The organism is Arthrobacter sp. FB24, assembly GCF_000196235.1.
GTDB lineage: Bacteria > Actinomycetota > Actinomycetes > Actinomycetales > Micrococcaceae > Arthrobacter.
Map to the genome: position 1 here is coordinate 4,625,400 of NC_008541.1, position 24,903 is coordinate 4,650,302.

Below are 24,903 nucleotides of genomic sequence, written 5' to 3' on the forward strand. Positions count from 1 at the left end.
CGAAGTAGAACCGTTCCCTACTAGTTTACGGCCTCGCTGGAAACAGACCGCGCATCGTGCCGCAGGGTCAGGCCGGCCAGGATCCAGAGAACCCCCGAAATGATCGCTCCGCCACCGGCCACTCCCAGCAGCGCATGCGCTCCGAGGCTGATGAAGAACGGCAGGGCCACCGCAGTCCCCAGCCCGATCACCCCGGAGGCAAGCCAGTCGCGCGCCAGGACACTGCGTCCGCGGTACAGGAAACCGAGGTAGAGTTCCGCAGCTCCCAGCAGGCCCAGGCCCAGGGCCGCCAGGACACCGAACACCAGTTCACTGCCCAGGAACGCCACGGCCACACCGGCACCGGTGAGGACTGCCCCGGCGGCTGCCATGACCTTGCCGGCCGGCTGCCTGGCCGCCAAGCCAAACTTCCCGATTCCGCGGATCAGTATGACGCCGGTCGCCAGCAAGTAGAGCCCGCCGGTCCAGCCCATTTCGGACGCCGACGGGGACGCCCAGAAGACCGTCACCGCACCGAAGGCAAGGGCAAGCAGGGCCCTGGTGAGCACGGGCTTCCACAGGTCCGCAGCAGGAGCGGTCAGGGCAGCGGGATCGGAAGGAGTTGCGGGAAGGGTCACGGATCCAGTTTAGTGCGCAGCGGATTCGACCCGAGAACCATCCACTTGTCAGTCCTTGCCCGTAGTCCCAGCGTTACCGCCCGGGCGGACATGTAACCCAGCGAAAAGGCCACCCACAGCCACGCCAGCCCGGCGGCACCGTCGACATGGGCGAGTCGGACGGCTGCCAGCAGCGGCAGGTACACCGCGAGGTTCACGACGCCGGCAATCGCCAGGTATTTCGCGTCGCCGGCGCCTATCAGGACGCCGTCCAGTACGAAGACATAGCCCGCCACGGGCTGTCCGGCGGCGAGCACCCACAGGGCGAGCATCAGTGCGGACTGGACGCCGGCGTCGGACGTGAACAAGGCGCCGGCCCACGGAGCCGCAGCCGCCAGCAGCACTCCCGTGATCACCCCGAACCAAGCACCCCAGCGGATCATGGTCCGGGTCAGGTCCCGCACCGCGGCAGGGTTTGCCGCTCCCAGTTCCTTGCCGATCAGGGCCTGGGCGGCAATGGCCAGGGCATCCAGGGCGAAGGCCAGGAAGGTGAAGATGGTCATGGCCAACTGGTGGGCGGCCAGGTTCACCGGGCCCTGGGCCGTGACCACCAGCACGGTCGCGAGGATCGCGATCCTCAGGCTGAGCGTCCGAAGCATAAGCCAGGACCCCACTTTGGTCATGGCACGCACGCCCCGCCAGTCCGGACGGAGTGAAACCCCGTGATCACGCGCATTGCGACGGACGATCACCAGGTACACCAGGGCCATGGCCCAGTGGGCAATGCTGGTGCCCACGGCGGAACCGGTCACGGACCAGCCCAGGCCGTAAACCAACGCCAGGTTGAGGAGGACGTTCAGGGTGAACCCTGCAGAGGCCACCGCCAAGGGGGTCCGGGTGTCCTGGAGGCCACGCAACACACCGGTCCCGGCGAAGATCAGCAGCATGGCCACGAGCCCGGGCATGGACCAGCGGAGGTAGTCCACGGCGAACCGGCGGACGTCGCCCGTAGCGCCCATCAGGTCAACGAGCACTTCGGCGCCGGCGAACCCTGCCGCCGCCAGCATTAGGCCCAGGACAAGCGCCAGCCAGACACCGTCCCGTCCTGCCGCGAGGGCTTTGGGAAGCTTGCCCTCGCCGATGGCCCGGGCAACTGCAGGGGTGGTGGAGTATGCAAGGAACACCATGAGGCCCACGGCCGTATGCAGCACTGCCGACGCCAGCCCCACCCCCGCCAACTGGGACACGCCGAGGTGGCCCACTATGGCCGAGTCAGCCAACAGAAAGAGCGGTTCCGCGATGAGGGCGCCGAATGCCGGCACGGCGAGGCGGAGGATTTCCCGGGCGTTTCGGCTGGCGGGAACAGTCCGGGAGGTGGCACGTGATTCTGGCACGGAGCCAGCCTAGCTGGAGAGACCTGTCACAGCCGACCCTATTAGTTGACTCTTCAACTAACTAGCTGGCAAGGTTGAGTATTGAAGCTTCAACCGCGTCCGAAGAGGGCGCACGGCAATGCTCCCGACCTCGAAATGGTGAAATTCCCATGACCCAGTCCACACTGACCACCACAGCACTCACTATCCTGCGCGTCATAGCGGGCTTCCTGTTCGCAGCCCACGGCTGGCAGAAGTTCAACGAATGGACCATCGCCGGCACCCAGGTCTCGTTCGCCAAGATGGGCGTGCCGGCCGCTGAGCTGGCAGCCCCTGCCGTGGCCACTCTCGAGCTTGTGGGTGGAATCGCGCTGGTCCTGGGCGTACTGACCCGCGTTTTCGCAGCCCTTCTCGCTGTGGACATGCTCGGCGCCCTGTTTCTTGTGCACGCCTCCGCCGGTGTCTTCGCCGCAACGGGCGGTTATGAACTGGTGCTGCTGCTTGCAGCCGGAGCGCTGGCCATTGCCCTCACCGGCGCCGGCAGGCTGGCCGTCGACCAGGCACTGTTCGGCCGCAGCAACTCGAAGCTCCGCATCCTCGCGTAAGGCGGGAAGCGCCAAAGACCATGCGCGACGCCGGGCCGGCCACTCACGTGGCTGGCCCGGCGTCGTTGCATCCACCATGTAGAAGTATTCCCGCGCCGGAATGCTAGCCCGAGACTCCCGTCAGCTCGTTGGGCACGTGCGCGAGTTCCGCCGATTTGGTTACTTTGCCCGAGGCAAGGTCCACGGCATGGATCGCGCTTTCTGCAGGCTCCGTGACGTAGGCGGTGGAGCCCTGCACAAACAGCGTCGGGCGCGGGTCCTGCCACGTTTCCGATTCCTCCCAGGCGTCAACGACGGGGATGGTGGAGGTGATGCTTCCGGTCAATGGGTCAATGACACGCAGGGCGCCGTCGGTCCCCAGGACCAGGGCCTCGCCGGCGGCACCCCTGCCCAGCGAGCGGAACGAATAGCTCGTACCGAGTTCCACCAGCCGGAGGGTGGCCGTCTCCGTATTGACGAGCGAGACGCGCGTGGGCCGTTCCAGCGCAGCATCCTTATCCACTTTGTAGTCACCCAGAACCACCGGCGACCTGGGCGAACCCGCCTGGTTTCCCATCCGCCCGTAGGCGTCGGGGCTTGCCACTTTGGAAATCTTCCCGTCCCGGTAGATCAGCATGCCGTCTTCACAGCCCACCACGACTGTATCCGGGCCTGCGGCTGCTTCGCCGTGCACGCCGGGGCAGTCCTCGTTGCGCACCAGTTCCGCGCGGTCCTGCCCCGCTCCCGCTGCCAGCACGGCAATCCCCCGCCTCGACTCCTCGTCTCCGACCGTGACGAGGAGTTTGCCCGCCTCGAGCGGCACCGCTACGCCATGATGGGCTTCCGCAGTCGTGTAGACATCACTGTCCGGAAGGACACCCGCACTCTCCCCCAGTCCTGCCGGGTCGAAGAGCTCCACCTTTCCGGAACCATCGCTGAAGAGGGCGGTCCGGCCGGAATGAAAGACAGCGTGGCCGGCCTTGCTGGCTTCGAACGAGGCAGCCGTGAGGGACGGCTCAACGGCGTAGGAATGCCCGTGATCACCATGCTTCTCCGTCCACACGCCCGCATCGAACACCCTGAACGCGTTTCCGGTGGACACCAGGACATGCCGGCCGTCGCCCGCAGGGTTCAATCTGTTGAAGCCCGTAAGCTCGGCCTCCCCCACGACCTCCAGTGAGGTGGCATCGAGCACCGTGATGCCCCCGGCATGAGTCAATACCAGCCTGAGCGCGGGGCCCGGGACCTCCTGGCTTGCACTGGACGACCCGGTGGACTGCCCGGCGGATGACGCGCCGCCTCCCGACTGGGCGCCGTCAGCGCCCCGCCCCGGGTCCGCGGCGCAAGCGCTCAGGACGAGGGCGGCAACGGCAAGTCCCGCCGCTCCCGGAACGCCGATAGGGGAAACCCTCAAACCGGGCCGCCGCGCCGGGCGAAGTGGAGGAAAAGAGGGTCTAAGGCGGCGGCGATTGACGCTATGCTGATTCTTCATAAGCTAAATGATAGTCATTCTCATTAGAAGGGCAAGCTGAACAGTCATGTCCAGGACTACCCGCCTGTCCTGACAAGGCGCGCCGCGGCCCCGCCCGCATGTGGCGGGTTCTGCGGCCTTTGTGTCATTCGGACCCGCCGGTATGCCGGGTCATCAGTAAACTCTCAGCATGAGCGAGACTGCCGCCAATTCAGTGACCCTCCGCTTTCTAGCGGCCCCCATGGACGTCGGCCACAGCGGCTCCGTGGATGCCGGAACCGTGCTCGAGTGGGTGGACAAAGCGGCCTATGCCGCAGCGGTTGGCTGGGCCAAGTCGTACTGTGTCACGGCCTACGTGGGTAACATCCACTTTGCCGATCCGGTCAACAGCGGGGACATGGTGGAAGTCACCGCGACGATCGTCTATACCGGCCGGTCCTCCATGCATATCCGCACGGTGGTGTCCTCGGGCGACCCCAAAGGCGGGGCGGCCACAATGCGCAGCCAGTGCATGGTGATTTTTGTGGCGGTGGGCCCGGACGGTAAACCGGTGCCCGTCCCGCAGTTCGAACCTTCCACTCCCGAGGAAATCGAGCAGCGTGACCACGCCCTGGCGCGGATCAAGGTCCGCGAGGACATCGTCCAGGCGATGAATGCACAGGAATATACGGACGCCGGCACCGCGGAACGGGTGGTCCTTCGGTTCATGGCCGCCCCCACGGATGTCAATTGGGGCGGCAAGGTGCACGGCGGCATCGTCATGAAGTGGATCGACGAGGCCGCCTATGTTTGCGCCTCCCGGTACTGCGGCAAGGACACCGTGGCGGTATTTTCCGGCGGGGTGCGTTTCTACCGGCCACTGCTGATCGGCCATGTCGTGGAAGTGGAGGCGCGGCTCGTGTACACCGGCACCAAGGGAATGCACATTGCGGTGCACGTCCGCTCCGGGGATCCCAAGGGGCGGGAGATGAACCTGACGACGTACTGCCTGACCGTAATGGTGGCCAGGGACGCTGCGGGGAACTCCCTGCCGATTCCGCCGTGGGTGCCGGTCTCGGAGGAGGACAAGCGCCTGCACGCCCATGCCCGGGAGCTGCTGGAAATCCGTGGCCGGGCACCGGGAAACCGGCTGCCCAACCACCTGCTCTCCGCTGGTGGCGTGCAGGAGCCCGCATAGTCGGGTCGGCTAGAAGCCGCCGCCGCCTGCGTCTGCCGCCATGTTGGCGAACCGCGAGTAATGCCCCTGGAAGGCCACCACAATGTCCTTCGTGGGGCCGTTACGGTGCTTGGCGATGAGGATGTCCGCCTCGCCGGCGCGCGGCGATTCCTTGTCGTAGACGTCCTCGCGGTGGAGCAGGATGACCATGTCGGCGTCCTGCTCGATGGAGCCTGATTCACGGAGGTCAGAGACCATGGGCCGCTTGTCCTGGCGTTGTTCCGAGCCACGGTTCAGCTGGGACAGGGCAATCACGGGCACCTGGAGCTCCTTAGCCAGCAGCTTCAGTGCACGGGAGAACTCCGAGACTTCCTGCTGGCGCGATTCCACTTTCTTACCGGAGCTCATGAGCTGCAGGTAATCCAGGATGACCAGCTTGAGGTCGTGCTGCTGCTTGAGCCGGCGGCACTTGGCCCGGATTTCCATGAGCGACATGTTGGGGCTGTCATCGATGAACAGCGGCGCGTCATTCATCCGGCCCATGGTCGTGGCGATCTTGGACCATTGTTCGTCCTTGATGGTGCCCTTCCGGAGATCCTGGAGGCCGATGGTCGCCTCCGCGGAGAGCAGGCGCATGGCGATTTCGTTCCGGCCCATTTCCAGGGAGAACATCACCGTGGCGAGGTTGTTCTTAATGGCGGCGGACCGGGCAAAGTCCAGCGCAAACGTGGACTTGCCGACGGCCGGACGGGCTGCGATGACAATCATCTGCCCCGGGTGCAGGCCGTGGGTCAGTTCATCCAATTCGTAGAAGCCCGTAGGTACGCCCACCATTCCCTCGCCGCGATGGCCTGAGGCTTCGATTTCGTCCACCGTGGATTCCATGACGTCCTTGAGGACCACGTAGTCCTCGGCGGTGCGCCGCTCGGCCACGGCGTATACCTCGGCCTGCGCCTGGTTGACGAGGTCTTCTACTTCGCCGTCCGAGCCGTAGCCCAGCTGGACGATCTTGGTACCGGCATTGACCAGCCTGCGCAGGACTGCACGCTCGGCAACGATCTCCGCGTAGTATCCGGCGTTGGCTGCCGTGGGGACGGTCTGGATGAGCTCGTGCAGGTACGCGGGCCCGCCGATCCTGTTGATCTCGCCGCGCTTGGTCAGTTCATCGGACACTGTGACGGCGTCGGCGGGCTCACCACGGCCGTAAAGGTCAATCACGGCTTCGTAGATGGTCTCGTGCGCGGGGCGGTAAAAGTCCTGGCCCCGCAGGATCTCCACTACGTCGGCGATGGCGTCCTTGGACAACATCATGCCGCCAAGAACTGATTGCTCAGCGGGGATGTCCTGGGGCGGCTTGCGGCTGCCTTCGGAACCCCGGGTGCCCTCGATTGAGTCCAGGTGCGTAACTGACAAAGCTGCCGTCCTCCGTTGTGTACCGCGGCGCATTCCTTGATGCCGTCGGTGCTGTAGCTATCTGCCATTGGGCTGCCGCGGCGCAGCGAAACCCCGCTGCGTGGCAGGACAAGTACTACCACCCGGCACTGACAGTCCTCCTGCGCGGGACTGCGCCCGCGCCCGCTGTTCCGGCCGTAAGCCCGGTTATCCCCATTTTGCGGAGGTTATCCACAATTCGTGGTCCGGGCGGGCCCGGGATCGCCTGCAATATGCTTCTGCGGACTCCCGAAACCAAGTACTGATGCCCCATAAACAGGTATCCCGCTACGTTAGTACCCCTTCCCCCGGGCACCAAGCCCACATGCATGCACACCTGTGGATAAGTTGTGGACTACCGGCCGCTGCTTGTGCACAGCCTGTGTGGCCACCTGTGGAAACCAAGAAACTTTGAGAGCGAATATGGCTCTGACCTGCGGAAACGCTAAAAATGGCCTGTGGATGAAAGATTCTTTTAGGGAACGTTCATCCACAGCTTGCAGGTTCCCACTGGGGATACCGGCCAGTAACTCGGGGACAAGTGACGGAGAATATACCCGTTGTGTGATTTAGGCCGCTCCACGGGGTCCGAATTGACGCTTTCCTCTCAGCGCTGTATGCGCAACCGAGAATATGCTGTGGATAACAGCGAACTGGCATAAGCTCTATCCATGGGCGATGTATTCATAGTTATGCTGCCTGCCCTCATCCTTGTGGCAGTAATCTGGGCGGTTTCCACGGCACTGAAACCCCGGGACACAGGGATCTCGGATGCGGAGCGCTATCAGCTGGAACTGGCCATACGGTCGCAGGCTCACTACGCCGCCCAGGTGCAGGCAGCCACCGCCGCGCGGGCACGGGTTGATGCCGCCACCCGGCCAAGCCAGAACGAGCAACAGCAGTCCCAGCAGGCAGACCACGCACGGGCGGCCTTGCGCGCCCAGGCCGGGTCCAGTCCCGGCGTTGGCATGCATGGCTACCAAGGTCCGGTCCTCCCCGGCGGCCAATTGAACCCGCAGTTCGCCCTCCAGCTGCAGTCCATGGCCCGCAACGGCCAGAAACTGCAAGCCATCAAGATGCTGCGGCAGGCAACGCACTCAGATCTCTTGACCGCAAAAAATTATGTAGATCGGCTTTAGCAATGGAATCGCTAGTGATCCCCGTCCTGATCCTGCTCATCGTAGGGGCCGCCGTCCTGCTGGTGGCCCGTGCTCTAGGACGCCGCACCGCCGGCGCAACGGGTTCTGCCGCCAAGACGGGCCGCGGCACGCCGCCCGGCGATCCGGTGGAAGCTGCCAAGGCCGCAGCAGCCAAACTCACCGAAGACCAGCACCGGCGCCTGTACGCCCTGATCGCCCAAGGCCAGGCCATGGCGGCCATCAAGCTCTACTACGAAGCATCAGGTGAGGGCCTGCGGGCCTCCCGCGACGCCGTCGGCGCCCTGGCCGCCCACCCGCAGCCGTTCCACTCAGCGGCCCCTGAGGCCCCGGAGCATGACGACGACGATGCTCCCGAGCGTTTCCCGTACCGCTACCGCGCGATCGCCAGTAAAGGCGACGTCACTCGGGAGGTCAGCAGCAATATGCTGAACGACGAGATCTACGGCCGGATCCGCACGCTGGCCAAAAGCGGTGACACTGAGGGAGCAGCAACGGCACTGACCCGGCACTCGGACATTTCCATGAAACAGGCCAGGGAGTTCATTGCGCTGCTCGACGACTGAGCATCCAGCCTGACCACTCAGAAATCGAAGAGCTCCCCGAGCCAGCCTTCTTTCTTCTTGGGCCGCCGTCGGTCGTCGTAGCGTCGGTCGTCATGGCGGGGCTGATCATAGCGGGGCCGGTCCCTGCGCTCGTCATAGCGTCGGTCATCCGGCCGCCTGTCATCCCGGCGCGGGTCAAGGTTGTTGTACAGCGGCGGCGGAATCAGCCCGGGAGCGGGAGCCGCCGGGGCAACGGGAGCAGCCGGCGTCCCCGGCCCCATCAACTCGGCTGCGCGGTCGATAATCTTGTCCAACTCGCCGCGGTCCAGCCACACGCCTCGGCACTGCGGACAGTAATCGATCTCCACTCCGCTGCGCTCACTCATTACCAGGTCTACTGAATCCACAGGGCATTTCATGTCCCGCACAACGAGCGGACCCCTGGAATAGTTCGGCGAACGTGCGGAGGACACGCCGGCCTGGTGCCGGGCGCCGCGCCTACCGGCTGTTCGAGATTCCCGCCAGCAGCTGTTCAAACGGCAGGGACTCTGCGGCGTCCGGCTTACGCTGCGGCCGCGAAGCTGCAACAAGTCCCGCGAACTCTTCTGCTGCCCGCTCGATCCGCACCGAAAGGGGCGAGCCGCCGTCGTCCGTGTTTCCCCAGTCCTGGGGCCCGGCGAACACGCCGGTGGCAGCAGTGCGGGTCCGCAGGTAACTGAACAAGGGCCGCATGGCGTAGTCCAGAACCATCTGGTGGCGGTCGGTGCCGCCGGTTGCCCCAAGGAGGACGGCCTTGCCCTCCAGCGCCTTGGGGTCCAGGACATCGAAGAAGGACTTGAACAGGCCGCTGTAGGAGGCGCTGAACACCGGCGTGACGGCGATGATGCCATCGGAGTCCTCCACACCGGCAATCACTTCGGCCAGCCGCGGTGGCGCGAACCCGGTCACGAAGTTGTTGGCAATGTCCACGGCCAGATCGCGGAGTTCCACCACATCGATGGATACCTCATAGCCGGCGGCAGTGATGCTGCGTTCGGCTGCGGCTGCGAGTTGGTCGGCCAGCAGCCTACTCGACGACGGTACGCCCAGTCCGGCGCTGAGGACGGTTATGCGGCGGGTTTCCACGGTTTACTCCTGAGGGTCAACGGTAAATCAGACTACATGCGTTTGCATCTATCGAATAAACCCGCCTGGGCCCGTCTTTATTCCGCGGCAACCGAACCCTGCTGTGGAACGCTGCCGCGACCCTGCTGACAAGCGCAGCGGTGTCTGCCAGACTGCCGTCATGGTTGAAAACAAGACCCAGGCAACGGACGCCTCCGTGGAGGACTTCCTTGACGGTGTGGAGAATCCGGCCCGCCAGCGGGACGGCCTGCGGCTCCTGGCCCTCATGAAGGAACACACCGGCGAAACGCCCGTGATGTGGGGCCCCGGCATCGTGGGTTTTGGCAGCTATCACTACCGGTATGAGAGCGGCCGCGAGGGGGACACGGTAGCCGTCGGCTTCTCCCCGCGAAAGGGGAGCCTCTCACTCTATGGACTGACCTACGCGCCCGAAGCTGCGGAGCTCCTTCCGCGGCTAGGCAAGCACAAGGTCGGCGCAGGATGCCTCTACATCAACAAGCTGGAGGACGTGGATGAAGCCGTACTGGCAGAACTCATCCGGGCGGGCCACCGGCACTCCACCACGGTGATGCACCAGGAATAGCCCCGCGGACACCATGCACTGAAAGCAGCCTGGAATTTAAGAACAAAGGCCCCCGCGTTCGGTTCCGATAGGAATCCGAAGCGGGGGCCTTCAGCAGTTCAGGACTTCGTAGCGCTCTGGCGAATGGCCGGAGGAACTACTTGCCTGCGACTACGTCGAGTTCGATCACAGCAGCAACGTCGTCGTGCAGACGGACGTTGGCCTGGTAGGAACCAACCGACTTGATGTGTGCCGGCAGTTCAACCTTGCGCTTGTCGATGCGGCCGAGACCGGCGGCCTCAACAGCGTCGGCCACGTCGCCCTGCTTGACGGTACCGAACAGGCGTCCGGTCTCGCCAGCCTTGACAACGAGCTTGACCGGCTTGGCGGAGAGTGCAGCGGCCTGCTTCTGAGCGTCTTCCAGGGAAGCGTGCTCACGGGCAACGCGGGCAGCCTTGATCGACTCAACCTGCTTCTCGCCACCCTTGGACCAGGTCAGTGCGAAACCGCGGGGCAGCAGGAAGTTACGTGCGTAACCGTCCTTGACCTCGACAACATCGCCAGCAGCACCGAGACCGGTTACTTCGTGGGTCAGAATGAGCTTTGCCATTTTAGTTAATCCCTTCCTTAGCCGCGGCCAGCGCCGGAGTAAGGCAGCAGAGCAACTTCGCGGGCGTTCTTGATTGCCTGGGCGATTTTGCGCTGTTCCTGCACCGTGACGCCAGTGACGCGACGGGCGCGGATCTTTCCGCGGTCGGAGATGAACTTGCGCAGCAATGCTACGTCCTTGTAGTCGATGACGGTGATGTCAGCGGCCTTCAAGGGGTTGGACTTTGGTTTGGGCTTACGGAGTTCAGCCTTAGCCATCGTGGAGCTCCTATTCTATGGAGCCCGTGGATATTGATCCACGGGATGGTGGTGGTTCGACGGCGGTACTCACCCGGGAGCCGTAAGGCATCCCGGCGGGTTCCGAGCCGGACCTGAATTATTGGTTAGAAGGGAGGTTCGGAATCCGGGCCGTTGCCCCAGCCGCCGCCTGCATTGCTGACACCGGGCGTTGCCCAAGGGTCTTCCTGCGCTGCCGCGGGCTGGTTGCCGCCCCAGTTTCCGCCGGTATTGCCGCCCTGGCTTGCACCCTGGCCGCCACCGAACCCACCGCCGCTGTTGCCGCCGCCGAAGCCACCCTGACCACCCTGGCCGCCGGAGCGCTGGGTGCGGTTGACCTTGGCGTTGGCGTAGCGCAGGCTCGGGCCGATTTCATCGACTTCGAGCTCGATAACGGTGCGCTTCTCGCCTTCTTTGGTTTCGTAGGAACGGCTCTTCAAACGTCCGGAAACGATAACCCGCATACCCTTTGTGAGGGATTCTGCGACGTTTTCGGCTGCTTCACGCCAGACGGATGCGCGGAGGAACAGGGTTTCCCCGTCCTTCCACTCGTTCGACTGGCGATCGAAGGTGCGGGGCGTAGAAGCGATGGTGAAATTCGCTACTGCCGAACCTGACGGTGTAAACCTCAGTTCGGGGTCATTGGTGAGATTACCGATGACCGTAATAGTGGTTTCGCCTGCCATCTACTGCCTCCTTGTTCGTTCCTGCGGGATAAAGATTGAATGCACGGTGCTGAAATTACTCAGCAACGACCTTCTGCTCTTCGGGGCGGGTGATCTTGGTGCGCATGATGGTCTCGTTGAGACTCAGCTGGCGGTCAAGTTCCTTGGCGGTGTCCGGCTTGGCGGTGAAGTTCACCACGGCGTAGATACCTTCAGACTTCTTCTTGATTTCGTAAGCCAGTCGACGACGGCCCCAGATGTCAACCTTTTCGATGGTTCCACCATCGTTGGTGATGACGTTCAGGAACTTCTGAAGCGACGGCTCAACGGTACGCTCTTCGACCTCGGGGTCGATGATTACCATCAATTCGTAAGGACGCATATGTGAACCCACCTCCTTTGGGCTAAGCGGTTACGGCATTTCCGTAACAGGAGGTTCATTTGCGGTGCCGTGCGCATCCGGTCCCCAAACGGAGGCAGGACGCAGCACAGACTTCAATATCTTAGTGCATTTAGGCCGGTTTCGGCGATTCGTGACCGCTTCAGGCTAGCCCCGGGTCCGCCCCGGGCGGAAACGCTCCAGGTCCCTATGTGGAAAAACAGCCCGGATCCGGGCGCGGCCTGTTTGTTTGACTAGAGTATCGACATATGGACACCAGCCCCCTGCCCGCCAGGGTGAAACGAAGCCGGCTGCGGTTTCTTGCCATGGTTATGACCGGGCTGGCGGCCGCTGCGGCCACCGGACTTTCCGGATATTGGGTGGAGGCGCCGGCCGTCGGCTGGGGCAGCGCCGCGCTGGTCTACGTGGCCTGGATCTGGCTTGTGGTGGGACGCCTCGATCCCGCCGGGACCCGCGCCCACGCGACGTCCGAGGACCCGTCCCGCAGTACCACCGACCTGCTGATCCTGGTGGCCAACGTCGCGAGCCTGGCCGCAGTTGCAGCCGTTGTGGTGGACTCGCACAGATCCGACGGCGGCTCGCGACTGAGCGGCGGCCTCCTGGCCCTGGCGTGCGTCGCGTTGTCGTGGATCCTGGTGCAGACCCTTTTCACCCTGCGCTACGCCGAGCTGTACTACAGTCCCGGGAAGCGCGGCGGATCGGACGCGGGCGGCATCGATTTCAACCAGGACCGGCCTCCGCAGTACACGGACTTCGCCTACCTGGCCACGAGCCTGGGCATGACCTACCAGGTGTCCGACACCAATTTGCAGAACCACCTCATCCGAGCCGAAGCCCTCAAACACAGCCTGCTGTCCTATCTCTTCGGCACCGTCATCCTGGCCGCCACCATCAACCTGGTGATCGGGCTCGCCTAGGACCCGGCTTGTTGCACCGGCGTCCTACGGGGACGTCGTGCGAGTGGTGGAGCCCTTCACCCAAGTGGTGGATTCTCTAGTGCCGGGTAGAACCGGTCGTTATATTTGCCTCAGTTCATCACCACCGGTCCATGCATCTTCCGGCCTAAGCCGCTGGGCGCAGGATCGCGGTGTGTGGGGCATCGCCGGTGAGAAGACTGAAGCTGGGCCATGGCCAACGGCAAAATGCCGGCGGCAATGGATTGGGAACGCAGAAAGCACGGTCTCTTTCTGACAGAGGAAGGCAACCGCATGCTTCAAACCGGCAGTCTCGACTGCAAGCCAGGGCAACAGGTTTTCGTGTATGTCCCCGGGAGCCGCTGGGAGAACGTTCAGGGAACCGACCACCGGCTGGCGGCAGCTCTGGCGAGCCAGGTAGCGGTGCTGTGGGTCGATCCGCCGCTCCCGGTTCACCTGGCGTTCCGGCATGGGATAAACGCACTGCGCGTCCGCAACGAACTGAGCAACGTCGCACCCGGCATCACCCGCTTGCGTTCACTTTCCATCCCCGGCTTCACCCGCGCGGTCCTTGCCACTGTTGCCAAGGGCGTATTGGGGCATGCCATCAGGTCCGCTCTCCGGACCATGAAGGCTACCCCCGTCGCCGTGATGGTCTCATCGCCCACCTCCGGTTTCCCCACCCGGCTGGCGGGCCGGAAGATCCTTTTTGTCACCGATGACTGGGTGGCCGGAGCGCCATTGATGGGCCTGTCCGGTCCGTTGGTGCGCCGTACGCTGCGCCGGAACCTCCGCGAGGCGAACATCGCCGCGGCCGTGTCCCCGCATCTGGCCGAAAACCTGGAGGCGAGCTTCCCTGACCGCCCGGCCTCCGTCGTCGTCCTGCCTAACGGCTGTGATCCCGGGAAGGACGCCCCGCTTCGCGTCGAACGCTCCGACAACGCCGCCCTCGTGGGCCAGCTGAACGAAAGGCTGGATATGGATCTGTTGGAGGCGGTCACGGATGCGGGGGTCCCGTTGCTGGTCATCGGTCCCCGGACCGAACGCGACCCGGAGACCGGCCGGCGCCTCGACCTCTTCCTGGCTTCCGAGAACGTCACCTGGCTCGGTGAGCTTCCGACCACGGAACTGGGGCAGCACCTGGCGGCAGCGGGCGTGGGCCTGACTCCGTACGCCGACACCCCCTTCAACCGGGCGAGCTTCCCCCTAAAGACTTTGGAGTACCTTGCCGCCGGCGTACCGGTTGTCGCCACCGACCTGCCGGCCGTCCGGTGGTTGAACACGGAACTGGTGACCGTCGGCAGCGGCCGTGACGAGTTCGCAAAGCGCGTTCAGCAGGCACTGGCCGGCCCGCACGATCCCCTGGCGGAGGAACAGCGCCGTCACTTTGCGGCACTCCACACCTGGGAGGCAAGGGCCAACCAGCTCCTTGACATGGTGGGCCCGCATGGCCAGGCAGGAGGCATGGCCGCGTAGTGCGGCAATGACGGTTGATTGGAGTGACAAGCGATGAGCGGAACCACAGCAACTCGGGCAACAGAGTCCCGGGAGCGGAGGGAACAAGGCATGCGCGGAATCAGAACAACACGAAAATGGAAAGGCTTCCAGCAGAGGGCGAATGGCAGGCGCCGGGCCATGAAGTCCTTGCTGACCTCAACAGCCCTGCTATCAGCCGTGGGGCTCCTCGTCACGGCATGCACGGCGCCCGATGACCGCTCCCGGATCGAGGCAGCACCCGTCGTAGCCGTTCAAGACCTGCCCAAGATCCCGTGGGAAGGCGGCCCTGACTACTGGAAGAAGTTCAGCAAGGCCGACGGCGCCGGGTGGGATGATCCGGGCTTCTTTCCGATAGCCATTTGGTACAACGGGATCAGCAGCGACGCCGAAGTCCAGTACGACAAGGATCACGGCATCAACACCTACATGGGGATGTCAGACACCACTCCCTACTCAATATTTGAGGCCAACGGCGTCTATTGGATCGGCGGAAAACTGAACGCGACGTTCACGGAGCAGAGCCGCAACTGGGTTGGCTCTTTCCTGGACGACGAGGTGGACGGGCGGTTTACTCCGGAAGCCGGGAGGCAGCACCTGAAGGCGCTGGCTGACGGCTCACCCCAAGGGTTCTTCAAGTACGCGAATTTCACCCAAATGGTAATCAGCCATTACATGGCCGCCCCGGACGCCCAGCAATTCGTGAACAATTACACCGACGCCGTCTCGCTCGACATGTACTGGTACACGATTCCTTACTGCGGCCTGCGCCCATACACCAACGCCCACATTGTGCCTGTAACCGAGCAAAACTGCCGCACTGCCTCCAGCTACGGAAAAACAATGAACGCCCTCCGGATCCAGGATGCCGCGGATGGAAAGCTTCAGCCGTTGTGGCAGTTCGTGGAAAACCTCAACGGCGGCCCCGGGGAAGGCCCGTTTGTGGCAAACATTTCGGCGGGCCAGCTGCAAGGAGCCGTCATGAATTCGATTATCAATGAGGCACGAGGGATCGTGTACTTCAATCAAAGCCTGAGCGGCCCCTGTGGCGGCGGAAGCGTGCTCCGGCTCTCCCAGGTCATGACCGGCTTCTGCGGAGCCGAACAGATGGAGGCCGTCAAAACCGTGAATTCCCGAATCAGGGAACTCGCGCCGGTGATAAATACGCAATCCTATGACTTTTCACTGGGAAATCAATTGGACACGATGCTGAAAATTCGCGATGGATACGCGTATATTTTTTCCATGGTGGACGGGAGTTCCACGCCGGGTAATCGGAATTTCAAGCTACCCGACGGCATCAAAACGAACCAGGCAGAAGTCCTATTCGAAAACCGCACTGTCCCCGTTGACGCTGCGGGGTCTTTTTCTGACACATTCGAATCGGAATACACCTACCACATTTACAAGGTGAAGCTGTGAGCGCGCCCGCCGACCACGTTCTGCTTACCAGGTTCAATCTGCCATCGAGGGGCGCCGAGAGCAGGATAAGGGCCAAGGATGGATGGCTGAAGACCCGCCTGGGGCTCTTCGAAAGCTACTGCCTGCCCTCAGTCCGGTGCCAGTCGAACCAGAACTTCCATTGGATTATCTACTTCGACCCGCAAAGTCCCGCGTGGCTCAGGGAACGCATTGCAGAGCTCAACCAGGACGCGCTCTTCACGCCCATCTTTCGCGCCGAAGTGAGCAGCGCGGAGCTACTGCAAGACCTGCATGCCGTCACCGGGGCCAGGCACAACGAACTCCTCACCACAAACCTGGACAACGATGACGGACTGGCCAGCGACTTCGTGGAGCGCCTCCAGGCGGCCGGCCATAGTGGTACCCGCACCGCGATCTACCTCGTCAATGGCCTCATTCGCTGCGGCAGCGGACTTTATCTGAGAACAGACCGGGCGAACGCCTTTTGCTCAGTCAGGGAAGACTGGGCGGCGGCCCGCACCTGCTGGTCGGACTGGCACAATCTCCTCGGACGCTCCATGAGCGTCAAGGAACTGGCCGGAGACCCGGCCTGGCTCCAATTGGTCCACGATTCGAACGTCAGCAACAGAATCCGCGGCAGGCGGGTTTCTCCGGAACCGTACCGCGTTGCCTTCGGCGGGTTGCTGGACGGCGTGCCCGATCTCAGCGCCATCGAGGAGTTCAAGGATCTGGCGGTGGGCAGGCCGCGGCGATTCGTCAAGGAATCCGGCCGTTTGCTGGTGAAAAAGATCGCCTTGAATGTCCTGGGCAAAGAGGGACTGGACCAACTCAAGTCGGGCTGGGCGCTTCGCCCGGTGCATCGAAGATAAGGGGAAGCTGCGATGAGAGGCTGCGAGGCGCTCCAAGAACTGTTGAGGCGGGGGATATCCTGTGTTCTTACGTGACCTGTACGCCAGCGCAAGGCGTCGCTGGTACTTTGTGCTCGCCGGGCTGCTGATCACGGCGGGAATGTCCTTCTGGGTGTTCCGTGTGGCGCCCGTGACTTATGAAGCGACCGCAAATGTGGCCCTTATACCCCCGCCAACAGCCGTCATATCGGGAGACAACCCGTTCTTGTACATGGGTGGCCTTGACCAAGCCATGGGGGTGCTCACGGTCAAACTGAATTCGGACTCCGTGCGCGGTCCCATTGAGGAAGCCTATCCGGGCGCGGAGTATTCCACCGAGCGTGACGCCACAACCAGCGGTCCTATCGTGCGGGTGAAGGTCGCGGGAGACTCCTCCGAAACAACCTTGGAGGCCCTGAACCGCGTGCTGGACGCCATGCCCGTGACCATGACGTCGCTCCAGGACGAACTGTCCCTGCCGCAGGCATCCCGCATCTCCTTGCTGACCCTCGGTGTGGACAAAGACACGACACTCGTGGGCGAGGCCCGGACCCGGTCCCTGCTGGTGGTTGCGGCGCTCGGTCTGGCGGGCACGCTGCTGCTGACGGGGCTGGCAGACAAGAGGCTGATCAAGCGGCGCGGCAGGAAGCATAGTGGGGCTGCCACCTCGCCCGCCGATGACTTTCCCGTTGAGGAGACGGGACTGTCACGGCGGAACCGTGCGGACCGCATGCCTTTGCCTTCCGGATCATATGCCGGCACCACTCCGTCGGCCGAGCCTTTACCTGAACCGTACGTGCCCGTTGCCGATCTGCGACGGTAATGCATGTTTACCAACAGCGGCCCCCGGCAGCAGGTAGTTCTTCCAGGCCTGGAGCGAAGACCTCCCGGGCCGGATGCGGCGACCGTCCTGGCGGTCTACCTGTTGCTCCTTCTGGCCATCCCGTCCAACAGGAGCGTAGCGGCACTCGGCGGCGCGGGCGCTCCGGCGGCCCTCTTCGCGCTCGTCGCGTTGCTGTGGTGGTGCTGGTACCACGTTCAACGCCCGACGCCGTCGCTCGCCCGGGACTCCCAACCAATCCGGATGGCCTTACTGGTCTTTGTGGCGGCAGCGCTGGCCAGCTACGCTGCCGGCGCGGCGCGGGCACTCCCGCCGGCTGAGGTCAACGCACTGAATCTGGGACTGCTCCGGGTGGCAGCCTGCGCCGGAATACTCCTGCTGGCGACGGACGGAATCCCCAACCGGGAACGGCTGATTAAGCTGCTGCGCTGGCTCTGCCTTCTGGGGGGAATGTTTGCAGCCCTCGGCCTGCTTCAGTTTTTCACCGGTCAGTCATTTGTCGAAAAACTCAGCATTCCGGGCCTGGCCGTTTCTGACTTCGGCGCCCTCCAGGACCGCGGCGGCTTCAACAGGTCCATCGCCACGGCCCGCAACCCGCTGGAGTACGCCTTCGTACTTGCCATGGTCCTTCCCCTCGCTTTGACGTTGGCCCTGTACGACACGGGCTCCCGTCTTCTGTTGCGCTGGTTCCCCGTCGGAACCATCACCGTGGCTGCGCTTTTGTCCGTATCCAGGTCTGCGATCATCGGCGTTCTCGTGGCCGTGGTGATTCTCCTGCCTTCGTGGAGTCCGGCTGTGCGGCGGCGGGCAGGACTGGCGGCGGTGGCGCTGGTAGGCGTTGTCTGGGTGATGGTGCCGGGCATGGTGGGCACCATCAAGGGCCTGTTTGGCGGCCAGGATCCGAGTCTGAAATCTCGGACTGACAGCTACGATGTTGTCTCCAGCTTCGTGGAAATGAATCCGCTCCTGGGACGCGGCTTTGGGACGTTCCTGCCGGATTACCGCATTCTCGACAACCAGTACCTGGTCACACTCATCGACATGGGCATCCTTGGGCTGATCGCCCTGTGCGCCGTTCCCGCAGTAGGGTTCGTCGTCGTCATCAGGGCACGCCGACACTACGCAGAGCCGCTGCTGGCCAACCTCGGCCCGGCTCTGGCAGCTTCCCTGGCGGCCGGCGCCGTGCTCACCGGGTTCTTCGATGCATTGTCCTTCCCCCAGGCCGCCGGGATGCTGTTTTTCGTGGCCGGACTGTGCGGGGCCTACTGGCGGATGAAGGATTCGCAGGGAACGGAGCGCTATGCCTAGCCCCGGACCCCAACACCGGCTGCGCATGCACGCCGTCCTTCGGCGCTGGTATGTGGTCCTGGCCGTGATGGCTCTGATGGTTCCGGCCGTTTTGCAGGCAGCCGGGGCCACCGGCGTCTACTGGAGCAAGGTCGACGTGGTGTTCTACCCTCCCAGCGGCGCGGCAGCGGGAAATCCCCTGCGGGCCGATTCGCAGGCCACCATCCACTATGCCGCGATGGTGGAGCGACTGGTGAACGGAGAGCGCGGCGACGCCGAACCCGGGACTACCAGTGCCGATCTGTACGGCACCGGCCTACGGAACGGTTACTCCGTCTACGTTCCCAGTTCCGGCGGCCAGTGGCAGAACTCATTCGACCGCTCGGCCATCACCGTGGAAGTGGTGGCAGAGACAAGGGACGAGGTGAGCAGGGTGCTCACGGGGATCGTGGACAGGATTGAAACAACGGCAGCGGAACGGCAGGAAGCCATGGGAGTGATTCCGCGGTCCTTCATCACCACGAGCCTTTCGCCCGGCACTCCGGAAATCAGCTACCAGGCGGCCAAACCCGTTTACGCCGCCAGTGCGCTGGCTGTACTCGCCGTTGGGTTGTCCATAGCCGCGGCAGGTTTTGTGGACCGGCTGACGCTGCGTGCCGCAGGCCGGCGCGCCCAACTCCGCCCCCGTGCCCCCACCGCCAGGGACCGCACCGAAGTCCGCTCCTGAATCCTGCGCCCCCGCTAAGCCGCCGTCCGGAAGAACAATTCCGTCACACGGGCCAGCCGGAACGGGTCTTCCACGCCGCAGAGTTCACGGGCGGAGTGCATGGACAGCAACGGCACGCCCACGTCCACGGTCCTGATGCCCAGCCGCGTCGCCGTCAGCGGTCCGATGGTGGACCCGCACGGCATCACGTTGTTCGAGACGAACTCCTGGTACGGGACCCCCGCGTCGGCGCACAGCCGCGCCCAGAAGGCGGCACCCGGGCCGTCGGTCGCGTAGCGCTGGTTGGCGTTGATCTTAAGCAACGGGCCGCCGTTGAGCACCGGCCGGTTGACCGGGTCATGGCGCTCCGCGTAGTTCGGGTGCACCGCGTGGCCGGCATCGGCCGACACGCAGAACGACGCCGCCAGGGCCTGCCGGCGCTGGCTGACCGACGCTCCGAGGCCGTCCGAGATACGCACCAAAACGTCCTCGAGGAGCGGTCCGCAGGCCCCCGACCGCGAATTGGAGCCGATCTCCTCGTGATCGAACGCCGCCAGCACCGCGATGGGCCCCCCGTCCGGATGGTTCCCGGCTTCGGCGTGGGCGATGAGCGCGGCCAGTCCCGCATGGGTGGCGGACAGGTTGTCCAGCCGTCCGGAGGCAAAGAACTCACCCCTGGCCCCGAAAACCGCGGCCGGCTGCGTGTCCGCCACGACTACGTCGTACCCGCCGATCTGTGCGGGATCCACCGGCGCCAAGCCGGGCGCCGCTGCAGTGGCCCGTTCCGCCAGCAGCGCGAGGAGGTCCTCAGCTCCCGGATCGCCGAGCCCAAAGACGGGATTCATGTGCTGCTGCTTGTCCAGCGCCAGGCCCTCATTGACCGCGCGGTCCAGGTGGATGGCGAGCTGCGGGAACCTCAGCAGCGGCCCCGTGGCGGTCAGGCACTGCTTACCGTCCAGCATCACCAGCCGGCCGGCCAGCTGCAGTTCCCGGTCCAGCCAGGAATTGAGCAGGGGGCCGCCGTAGACTTCCACACCGGCCTGCAGCCAGCCGAATTTTCCCGTGGTGGGCTTGGGCTTGAGTTTGAACGACGGCGAATCGGTGTGGGCCCCGAGGATGTTGAAGCCGGTGGTCGGGCCGGCATTCTTCGGCGTCAACCATGCGATCAGGGCGCCGTCGCGGACCACATAGAACCGCCCTGCCGCGCCGCCATCCGTGCCACCGCCGGCCGGCCACGCCGCCAGTTCGTCCAGGCCGGTGAAGCCCGCCCGGTCCAGCCGGCTCGCGGCTTCCTGTACTGCGTGAAAGCTCGACGGCGAGGCGCTGACGTACGCGCCGAGGTCCTGGATGTGGTGTGCGGCAGTGGCGTGGGAAGGCATGGCTCCGAGTCTAGCCGTGACCCGGCGGCCCGCGCCTGAGGCCCTGTCCTACACCGTGACGTTGAGTCCTGCCGAGAAGCCGCCGGCCACTGAACCGGACATGGTGGCCAGCTGGTGGATGCCGCCGTCGTCGCCAAACACGTTGTCCGAGGTGAGCGTGGTGTTCGGAAAATTCCGGGCGCTGGACTCATAGCCTGCCGTGGCGTAGACCTCGTTGCAGGCGGCTTCCGTCATGGCGATCTGGGAGACCGCCAGCACCTGGCCGGCCGCTGTGGTGTTGCTCATGGATTCGAAGACTTCGAAGTGGATGTGCGGCCAACGTCCGTTGTATGCCCCGGGGTAGATGGTGGTGAAAGACACCTGCCCGTTGGCATCCGCTTCCTGGACACCGCGGAGGAAGTTCTCATTTTCAAGTCCGGCGTCGTACATCGAGTATTTGCCGTCCCGGTCGCAGTGCCAGGCGTAGACGGCGGCGCCGGCAAGGGGTTTGCAGCCGCTGGCGTTGTCCAGGAGAGTCAGGGTGACCGTCAGCGGGATGCCTTCCGCCTTGGTGGTGGAGGTTCCGAAGCTGGCGGTGATGTCCTGCCGGACCACGCCGGACGCCTCCAGGACGTTGGGCCCGTTGGAACCGTCCCCGGGATAAGGCCCAGCTGTTTCCTGCGGAATTTCCACGCCGCATTCGGCGATGGCCCGGGTTAGCGTGGGTGATGTGGATGGTGTGGCGGACCCTGTCACTGACGAAGCCGGGGTGTTGGTTGCGGAACTGCTGGCGGCCGCCGTCGTGCTCGCGGTTCCGGAAGCGGACCCGCCGGGAGTGCAGGCCGCCAGCGCCGCGGCGGCTGTGCCGGCGCCGAAAAAAAGGCCCAGGGAACGCCGGCTCATCAGGGTGGAGAGGTCGAATTCCAGGCCGCGGTCATGGTCGGGATGGGGCTCGCGGGGAAGTTGCGTTGAGGTTGTCATGGACACATCAAACGCCGACGGGCTATGCCGCGCATAGGCCTTTCCTGTGAGCCCGCTGTGCGACTGCCGAAGGTGCGGGGGTTTTCATGGTGCGGGCCTTCACCGGCTCGAGGACGCTTGGGCAGAGGTTGCTGATCAGGCCCGTGCCGGCGCATTCCCGCATTGCCTCGATGCCGGCAGCGGCCGACCTGGTATCCGGAAACGGCCGGGATACGGCCAGCACCGTACCGTCGGGGGCGATCATCCTAAAACGCACCTCGGCTGCATCGTCCGCGAAAAGTTCAAATTGTCCCGCCATGGTTTCCTTCCAAAGGTGGTCGTGGGGATTCCCATCCATGGTGTCCCGCATCCCTTCAACCGGTAAGGGGCGAAAGTCCTCTGCTTGGATAAATTCCGGACATGGGCGCGGGCTCCCCCGGTCACCGGGTTCAGTCCCGCACCATCCGGGGACTTTGGGCCCTGTTGCCCGGTCCGGGGATGGGTATCTACTGGGGTTTGGGTCCGGGCCGCCAACGGATGTCGGTTTGCCTTTGCCAGGAGAACAATCAGGAGAGAGCTATGTCCGGTGCGTTGAAATGGTCCCCGTTCGAATCGGCCCGGTGGCCATCTGCCCAGGAAGGAACGGGCAGGACACCGTCCTCCTTCGTCGGTGCAATGGCGCGTCCCTTCGAACACGCGCACGCGCCAAGCCCCGTGAGCGTCGAGGAAGTCAGTGTCGACGAGTACGTCGACGGGGAGACCCTCGTGGTCCGGGCACAGATGCCTGGCGCGGATCCGGACAAGGACATTGAGGTTTCCGTGGCCGGCGGAGTGCTGCACATCCAGGCCGGGCGCGATGGGGCCGGCGGCCACTCCGAAGGGGACCGCTTTCCTTCCGGACTGAGGTACCGCCGTTTCACCCGCAACCTGCCGTTGCCGGAGGGGGTGACGGACCAGGACATCAAAGTGTCCTTCCGGAACGGCGTCCTGGAAGTCAGGACCCCTCTTCCCACGGCACCTGGAACCGATGCCGCCGAGAAACGGCTTCCCATTAGCCGCGATTAGCCGCAGCTCCGCCATCGAACAACAGCCCGACCGGGAAAGAGGCAATACAACACATGGAACTGAAATCACAGTGGCACCGGCTTGATCCCGCGACCCGCCGGTGGCTCATGGACAATCCCGGGTGTGTTGTGCTGCCCAGGACGATTTCGACCATCGTCGCCCGGGTTGCGGATGAGCCCGTGGTCCTCGACCAGCACGGTGCCATCCAGCTCACGGCGGCAGACGTCAGCTTCATTCGCTCCCGCGTTCACGGATCATCCGCTGCAGCCGGGGATCATCGGTTCTTCGACGCGGTGCAGCCGGATCCAAACGGAAAGGAGTCCGGCCACCCTGACTGAAGGTGGCCGGACTCCGTTTCCGGGCGGACTGTGCCCGCTCCTGCTGCTGCGCTAAGCCCTTTCCCGGGCTAGCGCCTTTGAATTACGACGCCGGGCCGGCACTCACTCCGGCCTCTTCCGGCGCGGCTTCTTCCGTAACGGTGCCAGTGGCGCCCAGACCCTTGCGGTAGCGCCAGACACCCACGCCCACCACCACAGCGGCCAGGCCCAGTGAAAGCAGCAGCGACTCCCGTGTGGATTCCAGGATCACCATGCCGATCAGCAGCGCGACGATACTGGCAATGGCCACCCAGGTCAGGTACGGGAACAGCCACATCTTCAGGGCAAGGTCCTTGGCGGCGGCACCCATGCGCTGGCGCAGGACGAGCTGCGAGGAGGCGATAACCAGCCAGACGAACAGCGCAATCGCACCCGAGGTGTTCACGAGGAACAGGAACACGGTGTCCGGGGCGATGTAGTTCAGGCCCACAGTGATGAACCCGACCACGGTTGAGGCCAGCACGGCGGAGGCAGGTACGCCGCGGCCGGAGATCCTTGTCCAGGCGCGGGGTGCGTCCCCGCGGCGGGCGAGGGAGAACAGCATGCGGCTAGCGGTGTAGAGGCCGGAGTTCAGGCAGGACAGCACCGAAGTCAGCACCACAATGTCCATGATGGTGCCGGCGCCGGGGATGCCGAACAGTTCAATCACTGCGACATACGGGCTCTTGGCCACGGATGCGGAGTTCCACGGCAGCAGGGTGACCACGATGGCAATTGAGCCGATGTAGAACACCAGGATGCGCCAGACAGTGGACTTCACGGCCTTCTTGACGGCGTCCACCGGGTTCTCTGATTCGCCGGCGGCAATGGTGGCGATTTCGGCGCCGAAGAAGGAGAAGACAACCACCAGGATGCCGGCGAGGACTGCTCCGGGGCCGTTGGGCAGGAATCCGCCGTTGTTGACCAGGTTGTCCAGTCCGGGTGCCGGAACTCCGGGAATCAGGCCCAGGATGGCGGCCACGCCGAAGAGCAGGAACAGCACAATTGCGGCGACTTTGATGGAGGCGAACCAGAACTCGAATTCTCCGTACGATTTCACCGAGCCCAGGTTGGTGAGCGTCAGGAGGACCATGAGGACCAGGGCCCACACCCACTGGTCGATGCCCGGAACCCAGCGGTGCATGATGGCCGCACCGGCGGTGGCTTCGATCCCCAGGACGATGATCCAGAACCATGCGTAGAGCCAGCCGATGCTGAATCCGGCCCACCGGCCCAGCGCCTTGTCCGCGTATGTGGAGAACGATCCGGTCTCGGGGTTGGCTGCAGCCATTTCACCGAGCATCCGCATCACCAGGATCACCACAATTCCTGCGGCCATGTAGGCGAGCAGGATGCCGGGACCGGCCTGCTGGATGGCAGCACCGGAACCCACAAAGAGCCCGGCCCCGATCACGCCGGCGATGGCGATCATGGAAAGGTGCCGTGGTTTCAGGGACTTGGAAAGCTGTTGGTCAGCGTGCATGGAAGCGCCGTCCTTCGTTGAGGGTGTGGGCCCCGGGCTACACGGATCACCGTGTTGCAGGCCACATTTCTTTTTCACCCTAGACCGGAAGCCATCGCCCGGATCATGTGCAGTCGAACATTTTGACGTACCCACAAAGGGAGCTTCACACAATGAAGCACATCAATACGCAACAGGAGT

At 64.1% G+C, this 24,903-nt stretch carries 28 protein-coding genes; 14 read left to right on the top strand and 14 right to left on the bottom strand.

Annotated features, from left to right (window positions below; all coding sequences use genetic code 11):
- Window positions 1-20: 20 nt before the first annotated feature.
- Window positions 21-617 (bottom strand): hypothetical protein, encoded by a 597-nt coding sequence (locus ARTH_RS20835; RefSeq protein ID WP_011693927.1) that lies wholly within the window; start codon window positions 615-617, stop codon window positions 21-23.
- Window positions 614-1,990 carry an MATE family efflux transporter gene (locus ARTH_RS20840; RefSeq protein WP_011693928.1) on the bottom strand — a complete coding sequence of 459 codons (1,377 nt, stop codon included), beginning with the start codon at window positions 1,988-1,990 and terminating at the stop codon, window positions 614-616. Before ARTH_RS20840 ends, ARTH_RS20835 begins: the two co-directional genes overlap by 4 nt.
- 149 nt (window positions 1,991-2,139) lie before the next feature.
- Here ARTH_RS20840 and ARTH_RS20845 point away from each other — a divergent pair, with 149 nt between their 5' ends.
- Window positions 2,140-2,574 (top strand): DoxX family protein, encoded by a 435-nt coding sequence (locus tag ARTH_RS20845; protein ID WP_011693929.1) that lies wholly within the window; start codon window positions 2,140-2,142, stop codon window positions 2,572-2,574.
- Between the two features lie 103 nt (window positions 2,575-2,677).
- On the opposite strand, the gene aztD is transcribed toward ARTH_RS20845, so the two are convergent.
- Entirely contained in the window at window positions 2,678-3,967 is a 1,290-nt protein-coding gene (gene aztD, locus ARTH_RS20850; RefSeq protein ID WP_043430150.1) for a zinc metallochaperone AztD, read from the bottom strand.
- 247 nt (window positions 3,968-4,214) lie between these two features.
- On the opposite strand from aztD, the gene ARTH_RS20855 reads away from it, so the two are divergent.
- Entirely contained in the window at window positions 4,215-5,201 is a 987-nt protein-coding gene (locus ARTH_RS20855; protein WP_011693931.1) for an acyl-CoA thioesterase, read from the top strand.
- Window positions 5,202-5,210: 9 nt separating this feature from the next.
- Here ARTH_RS20855 and dnaB read toward each other — a convergent pair whose 3' ends face one another.
- The gene (dnaB, locus tag ARTH_RS20860) at window positions 5,211-6,593 is read right to left on the bottom strand and encodes a replicative DNA helicase (RefSeq protein WP_011693932.1); all 1,383 of its coding nucleotides are present in this window, start codon (window positions 6,591-6,593) and stop codon (window positions 5,211-5,213) included.
- Window positions 6,594-7,282: 689 nt separating this feature from the next.
- Between dnaB and ARTH_RS20865 the strand changes: the two genes are divergently transcribed.
- On the top strand, window positions 7,283-7,750 hold the full coding sequence (locus ARTH_RS20865) for a hypothetical protein (protein ID WP_011693934.1): 468 nt from the start codon (window positions 7,283-7,285) through the stop codon (window positions 7,748-7,750).
- A gap of 2 nt (window positions 7,751-7,752) precedes the next feature.
- The gene (locus ARTH_RS20870) at window positions 7,753-8,334 is read left to right on the top strand and encodes a hypothetical protein (RefSeq protein ID WP_011693935.1); all 582 of its coding nucleotides are present in this window, start codon (window positions 7,753-7,755) and stop codon (window positions 8,332-8,334) included.
- Between the two features lie 17 nt (window positions 8,335-8,351).
- Here ARTH_RS20870 and ARTH_RS20875 read toward each other — a convergent pair whose 3' ends face one another.
- Window positions 8,352-8,732, bottom strand: coding sequence for a TFIIB-type zinc ribbon-containing protein (locus ARTH_RS20875; protein WP_011693936.1), 381 nt, complete (start codon window positions 8,730-8,732; stop codon window positions 8,352-8,354).
- 79 nt (window positions 8,733-8,811) lie between these two features.
- Window positions 8,812-9,438 (bottom strand): FMN reductase, encoded by a 627-nt coding sequence (locus tag ARTH_RS20880; RefSeq protein ID WP_011693937.1) that lies wholly within the window; start codon window positions 9,436-9,438, stop codon window positions 8,812-8,814.
- A 160-nt stretch (window positions 9,439-9,598) separates the two neighbouring features.
- Between ARTH_RS20880 and ARTH_RS20885 the strand changes: the two genes are divergently transcribed.
- Window positions 9,599-10,021: a DUF1801 domain-containing protein gene (locus tag ARTH_RS20885; protein ID WP_043431235.1), complete on the top strand. Its 423-nt coding sequence runs from the start codon at window positions 9,599-9,601 to the stop codon at window positions 10,019-10,021.
- Between the two features lie 136 nt (window positions 10,022-10,157).
- Here the strand turns inward: ARTH_RS20885 and rplI are convergent, their stop codons facing one another.
- From rplI to rpsF, 4 genes are all read right to left on the bottom strand, one after another.
- A complete protein-coding gene (gene rplI / locus ARTH_RS20890) occupies window positions 10,158-10,610 on the bottom strand; it encodes a 50S ribosomal protein L9 (protein WP_011693939.1) in 453 nt (150 codons plus the stop codon).
- A 17-nt stretch (window positions 10,611-10,627) separates the two neighbouring features.
- Complete coding sequence (gene rpsR, locus ARTH_RS20895; RefSeq protein WP_003800144.1) at window positions 10,628-10,867, bottom strand: 30S ribosomal protein S18; 240 nt, start codon at window positions 10,865-10,867, stop codon at window positions 10,628-10,630.
- A gap of 125 nt (window positions 10,868-10,992) precedes the next feature.
- The gene (locus tag ARTH_RS20900) at window positions 10,993-11,571 is read right to left on the bottom strand and encodes a single-stranded DNA-binding protein (RefSeq protein WP_011693940.1); all 579 of its coding nucleotides are present in this window, start codon (window positions 11,569-11,571) and stop codon (window positions 10,993-10,995) included.
- 55 nt (window positions 11,572-11,626) lie between these two features.
- A complete protein-coding gene (rpsF, locus tag ARTH_RS20905; RefSeq protein WP_011693941.1) occupies window positions 11,627-11,932 on the bottom strand; it encodes a 30S ribosomal protein S6 in 306 nt (101 codons plus the stop codon).
- A 266-nt stretch (window positions 11,933-12,198) separates the two neighbouring features.
- On the opposite strand from rpsF, the gene ARTH_RS20910 reads away from it, so the two are divergent.
- The 7 genes from ARTH_RS20910 to ARTH_RS20940 all read left to right on the top strand — a co-directional run bounded on the left by ARTH_RS20910 (window position 12,199) and on the right by ARTH_RS20940 (window position 19,522).
- Window positions 12,199-12,867: a DUF1345 domain-containing protein gene (locus ARTH_RS20910; RefSeq protein WP_011693942.1), complete on the top strand. Its 669-nt coding sequence runs from the start codon at window positions 12,199-12,201 to the stop codon at window positions 12,865-12,867.
- Between the two features lie 291 nt (window positions 12,868-13,158).
- Window positions 13,159-14,340, top strand: coding sequence for a glycosyltransferase (locus ARTH_RS20915; RefSeq protein ID WP_011693943.1), 1,182 nt, complete (start codon window positions 13,159-13,161; stop codon window positions 14,338-14,340).
- Window positions 14,341-14,499: 159 nt separating this feature from the next.
- A complete protein-coding gene (locus ARTH_RS20920; protein WP_052309736.1) occupies window positions 14,500-15,780 on the top strand; it encodes a hypothetical protein in 1,281 nt (426 codons plus the stop codon).
- Entirely contained in the window at window positions 15,777-16,649 is an 873-nt protein-coding gene (locus ARTH_RS20925; protein WP_011693945.1) for a glycosyltransferase, read from the top strand. The genes ARTH_RS20920 and ARTH_RS20925 overlap by 4 nt, the downstream gene beginning before the upstream one ends.
- Before the next feature lie 61 nt (window positions 16,650-16,710).
- Window positions 16,711-17,490, top strand: a complete 780-nt coding sequence (locus ARTH_RS20930; protein ID WP_011693946.1) for a hypothetical protein — start codon at window positions 16,711-16,713, stop codon at window positions 17,488-17,490.
- Window positions 17,491-17,493: 3 nt separating this feature from the next.
- Window positions 17,494-18,816, top strand: a complete 1,323-nt coding sequence (locus ARTH_RS20935) for an O-antigen ligase family protein (protein WP_011693947.1) — start codon at window positions 17,494-17,496, stop codon at window positions 18,814-18,816.
- Window positions 18,809-19,522, top strand: a complete 714-nt coding sequence (locus ARTH_RS20940) for a hypothetical protein (protein WP_011693948.1) — start codon at window positions 18,809-18,811, stop codon at window positions 19,520-19,522. The genes ARTH_RS20935 and ARTH_RS20940 overlap by 8 nt, the downstream gene beginning before the upstream one ends.
- A gap of 14 nt (window positions 19,523-19,536) precedes the next feature.
- Here the strand turns inward: ARTH_RS20940 and ARTH_RS20945 are convergent, their stop codons facing one another.
- The 3 genes from ARTH_RS20945 to ARTH_RS20955 are packed head-to-tail and all read right to left on the bottom strand — an operon-like array spanning window position 19,537 to window position 22,138.
- Window positions 19,537-20,880: a M18 family aminopeptidase gene (locus ARTH_RS20945; protein WP_011693949.1), complete on the bottom strand. Its 1,344-nt coding sequence runs from the start codon at window positions 20,878-20,880 to the stop codon at window positions 19,537-19,539.
- Window positions 20,881-20,928: 48 nt separating this feature from the next.
- The gene (locus ARTH_RS20950) at window positions 20,929-21,840 is read right to left on the bottom strand and encodes an intradiol ring-cleavage dioxygenase (RefSeq protein ID WP_011693950.1); all 912 of its coding nucleotides are present in this window, start codon (window positions 21,838-21,840) and stop codon (window positions 20,929-20,931) included.
- Window positions 21,841-21,862: 22 nt separating this feature from the next.
- Complete coding sequence (locus ARTH_RS20955; RefSeq protein ID WP_043431242.1) at window positions 21,863-22,138, bottom strand: YegP family protein; 276 nt, start codon at window positions 22,136-22,138, stop codon at window positions 21,863-21,865.
- 260 nt (window positions 22,139-22,398) lie between these two features.
- On the opposite strand from ARTH_RS20955, the gene ARTH_RS20960 reads away from it, so the two are divergent.
- On the top strand, window positions 22,399-22,884 hold the full coding sequence (locus ARTH_RS20960; protein WP_011693952.1) for an Hsp20/alpha crystallin family protein: 486 nt from the start codon (window positions 22,399-22,401) through the stop codon (window positions 22,882-22,884).
- 53 nt (window positions 22,885-22,937) lie between these two features.
- Window positions 22,938-23,222, top strand: a complete 285-nt coding sequence (locus tag ARTH_RS20965; protein ID WP_011693953.1) for a hypothetical protein — start codon at window positions 22,938-22,940, stop codon at window positions 23,220-23,222.
- Between the two features lie 82 nt (window positions 23,223-23,304).
- Here ARTH_RS20965 and ARTH_RS20970 read toward each other — a convergent pair whose 3' ends face one another.
- On the bottom strand, window positions 23,305-24,723 hold the full coding sequence (locus ARTH_RS20970) for an amino acid permease (RefSeq protein WP_011693954.1): 1,419 nt from the start codon (window positions 24,721-24,723) through the stop codon (window positions 23,305-23,307).
- Between the last annotated feature and the right edge of the window lie 180 nt (window positions 24,724-24,903).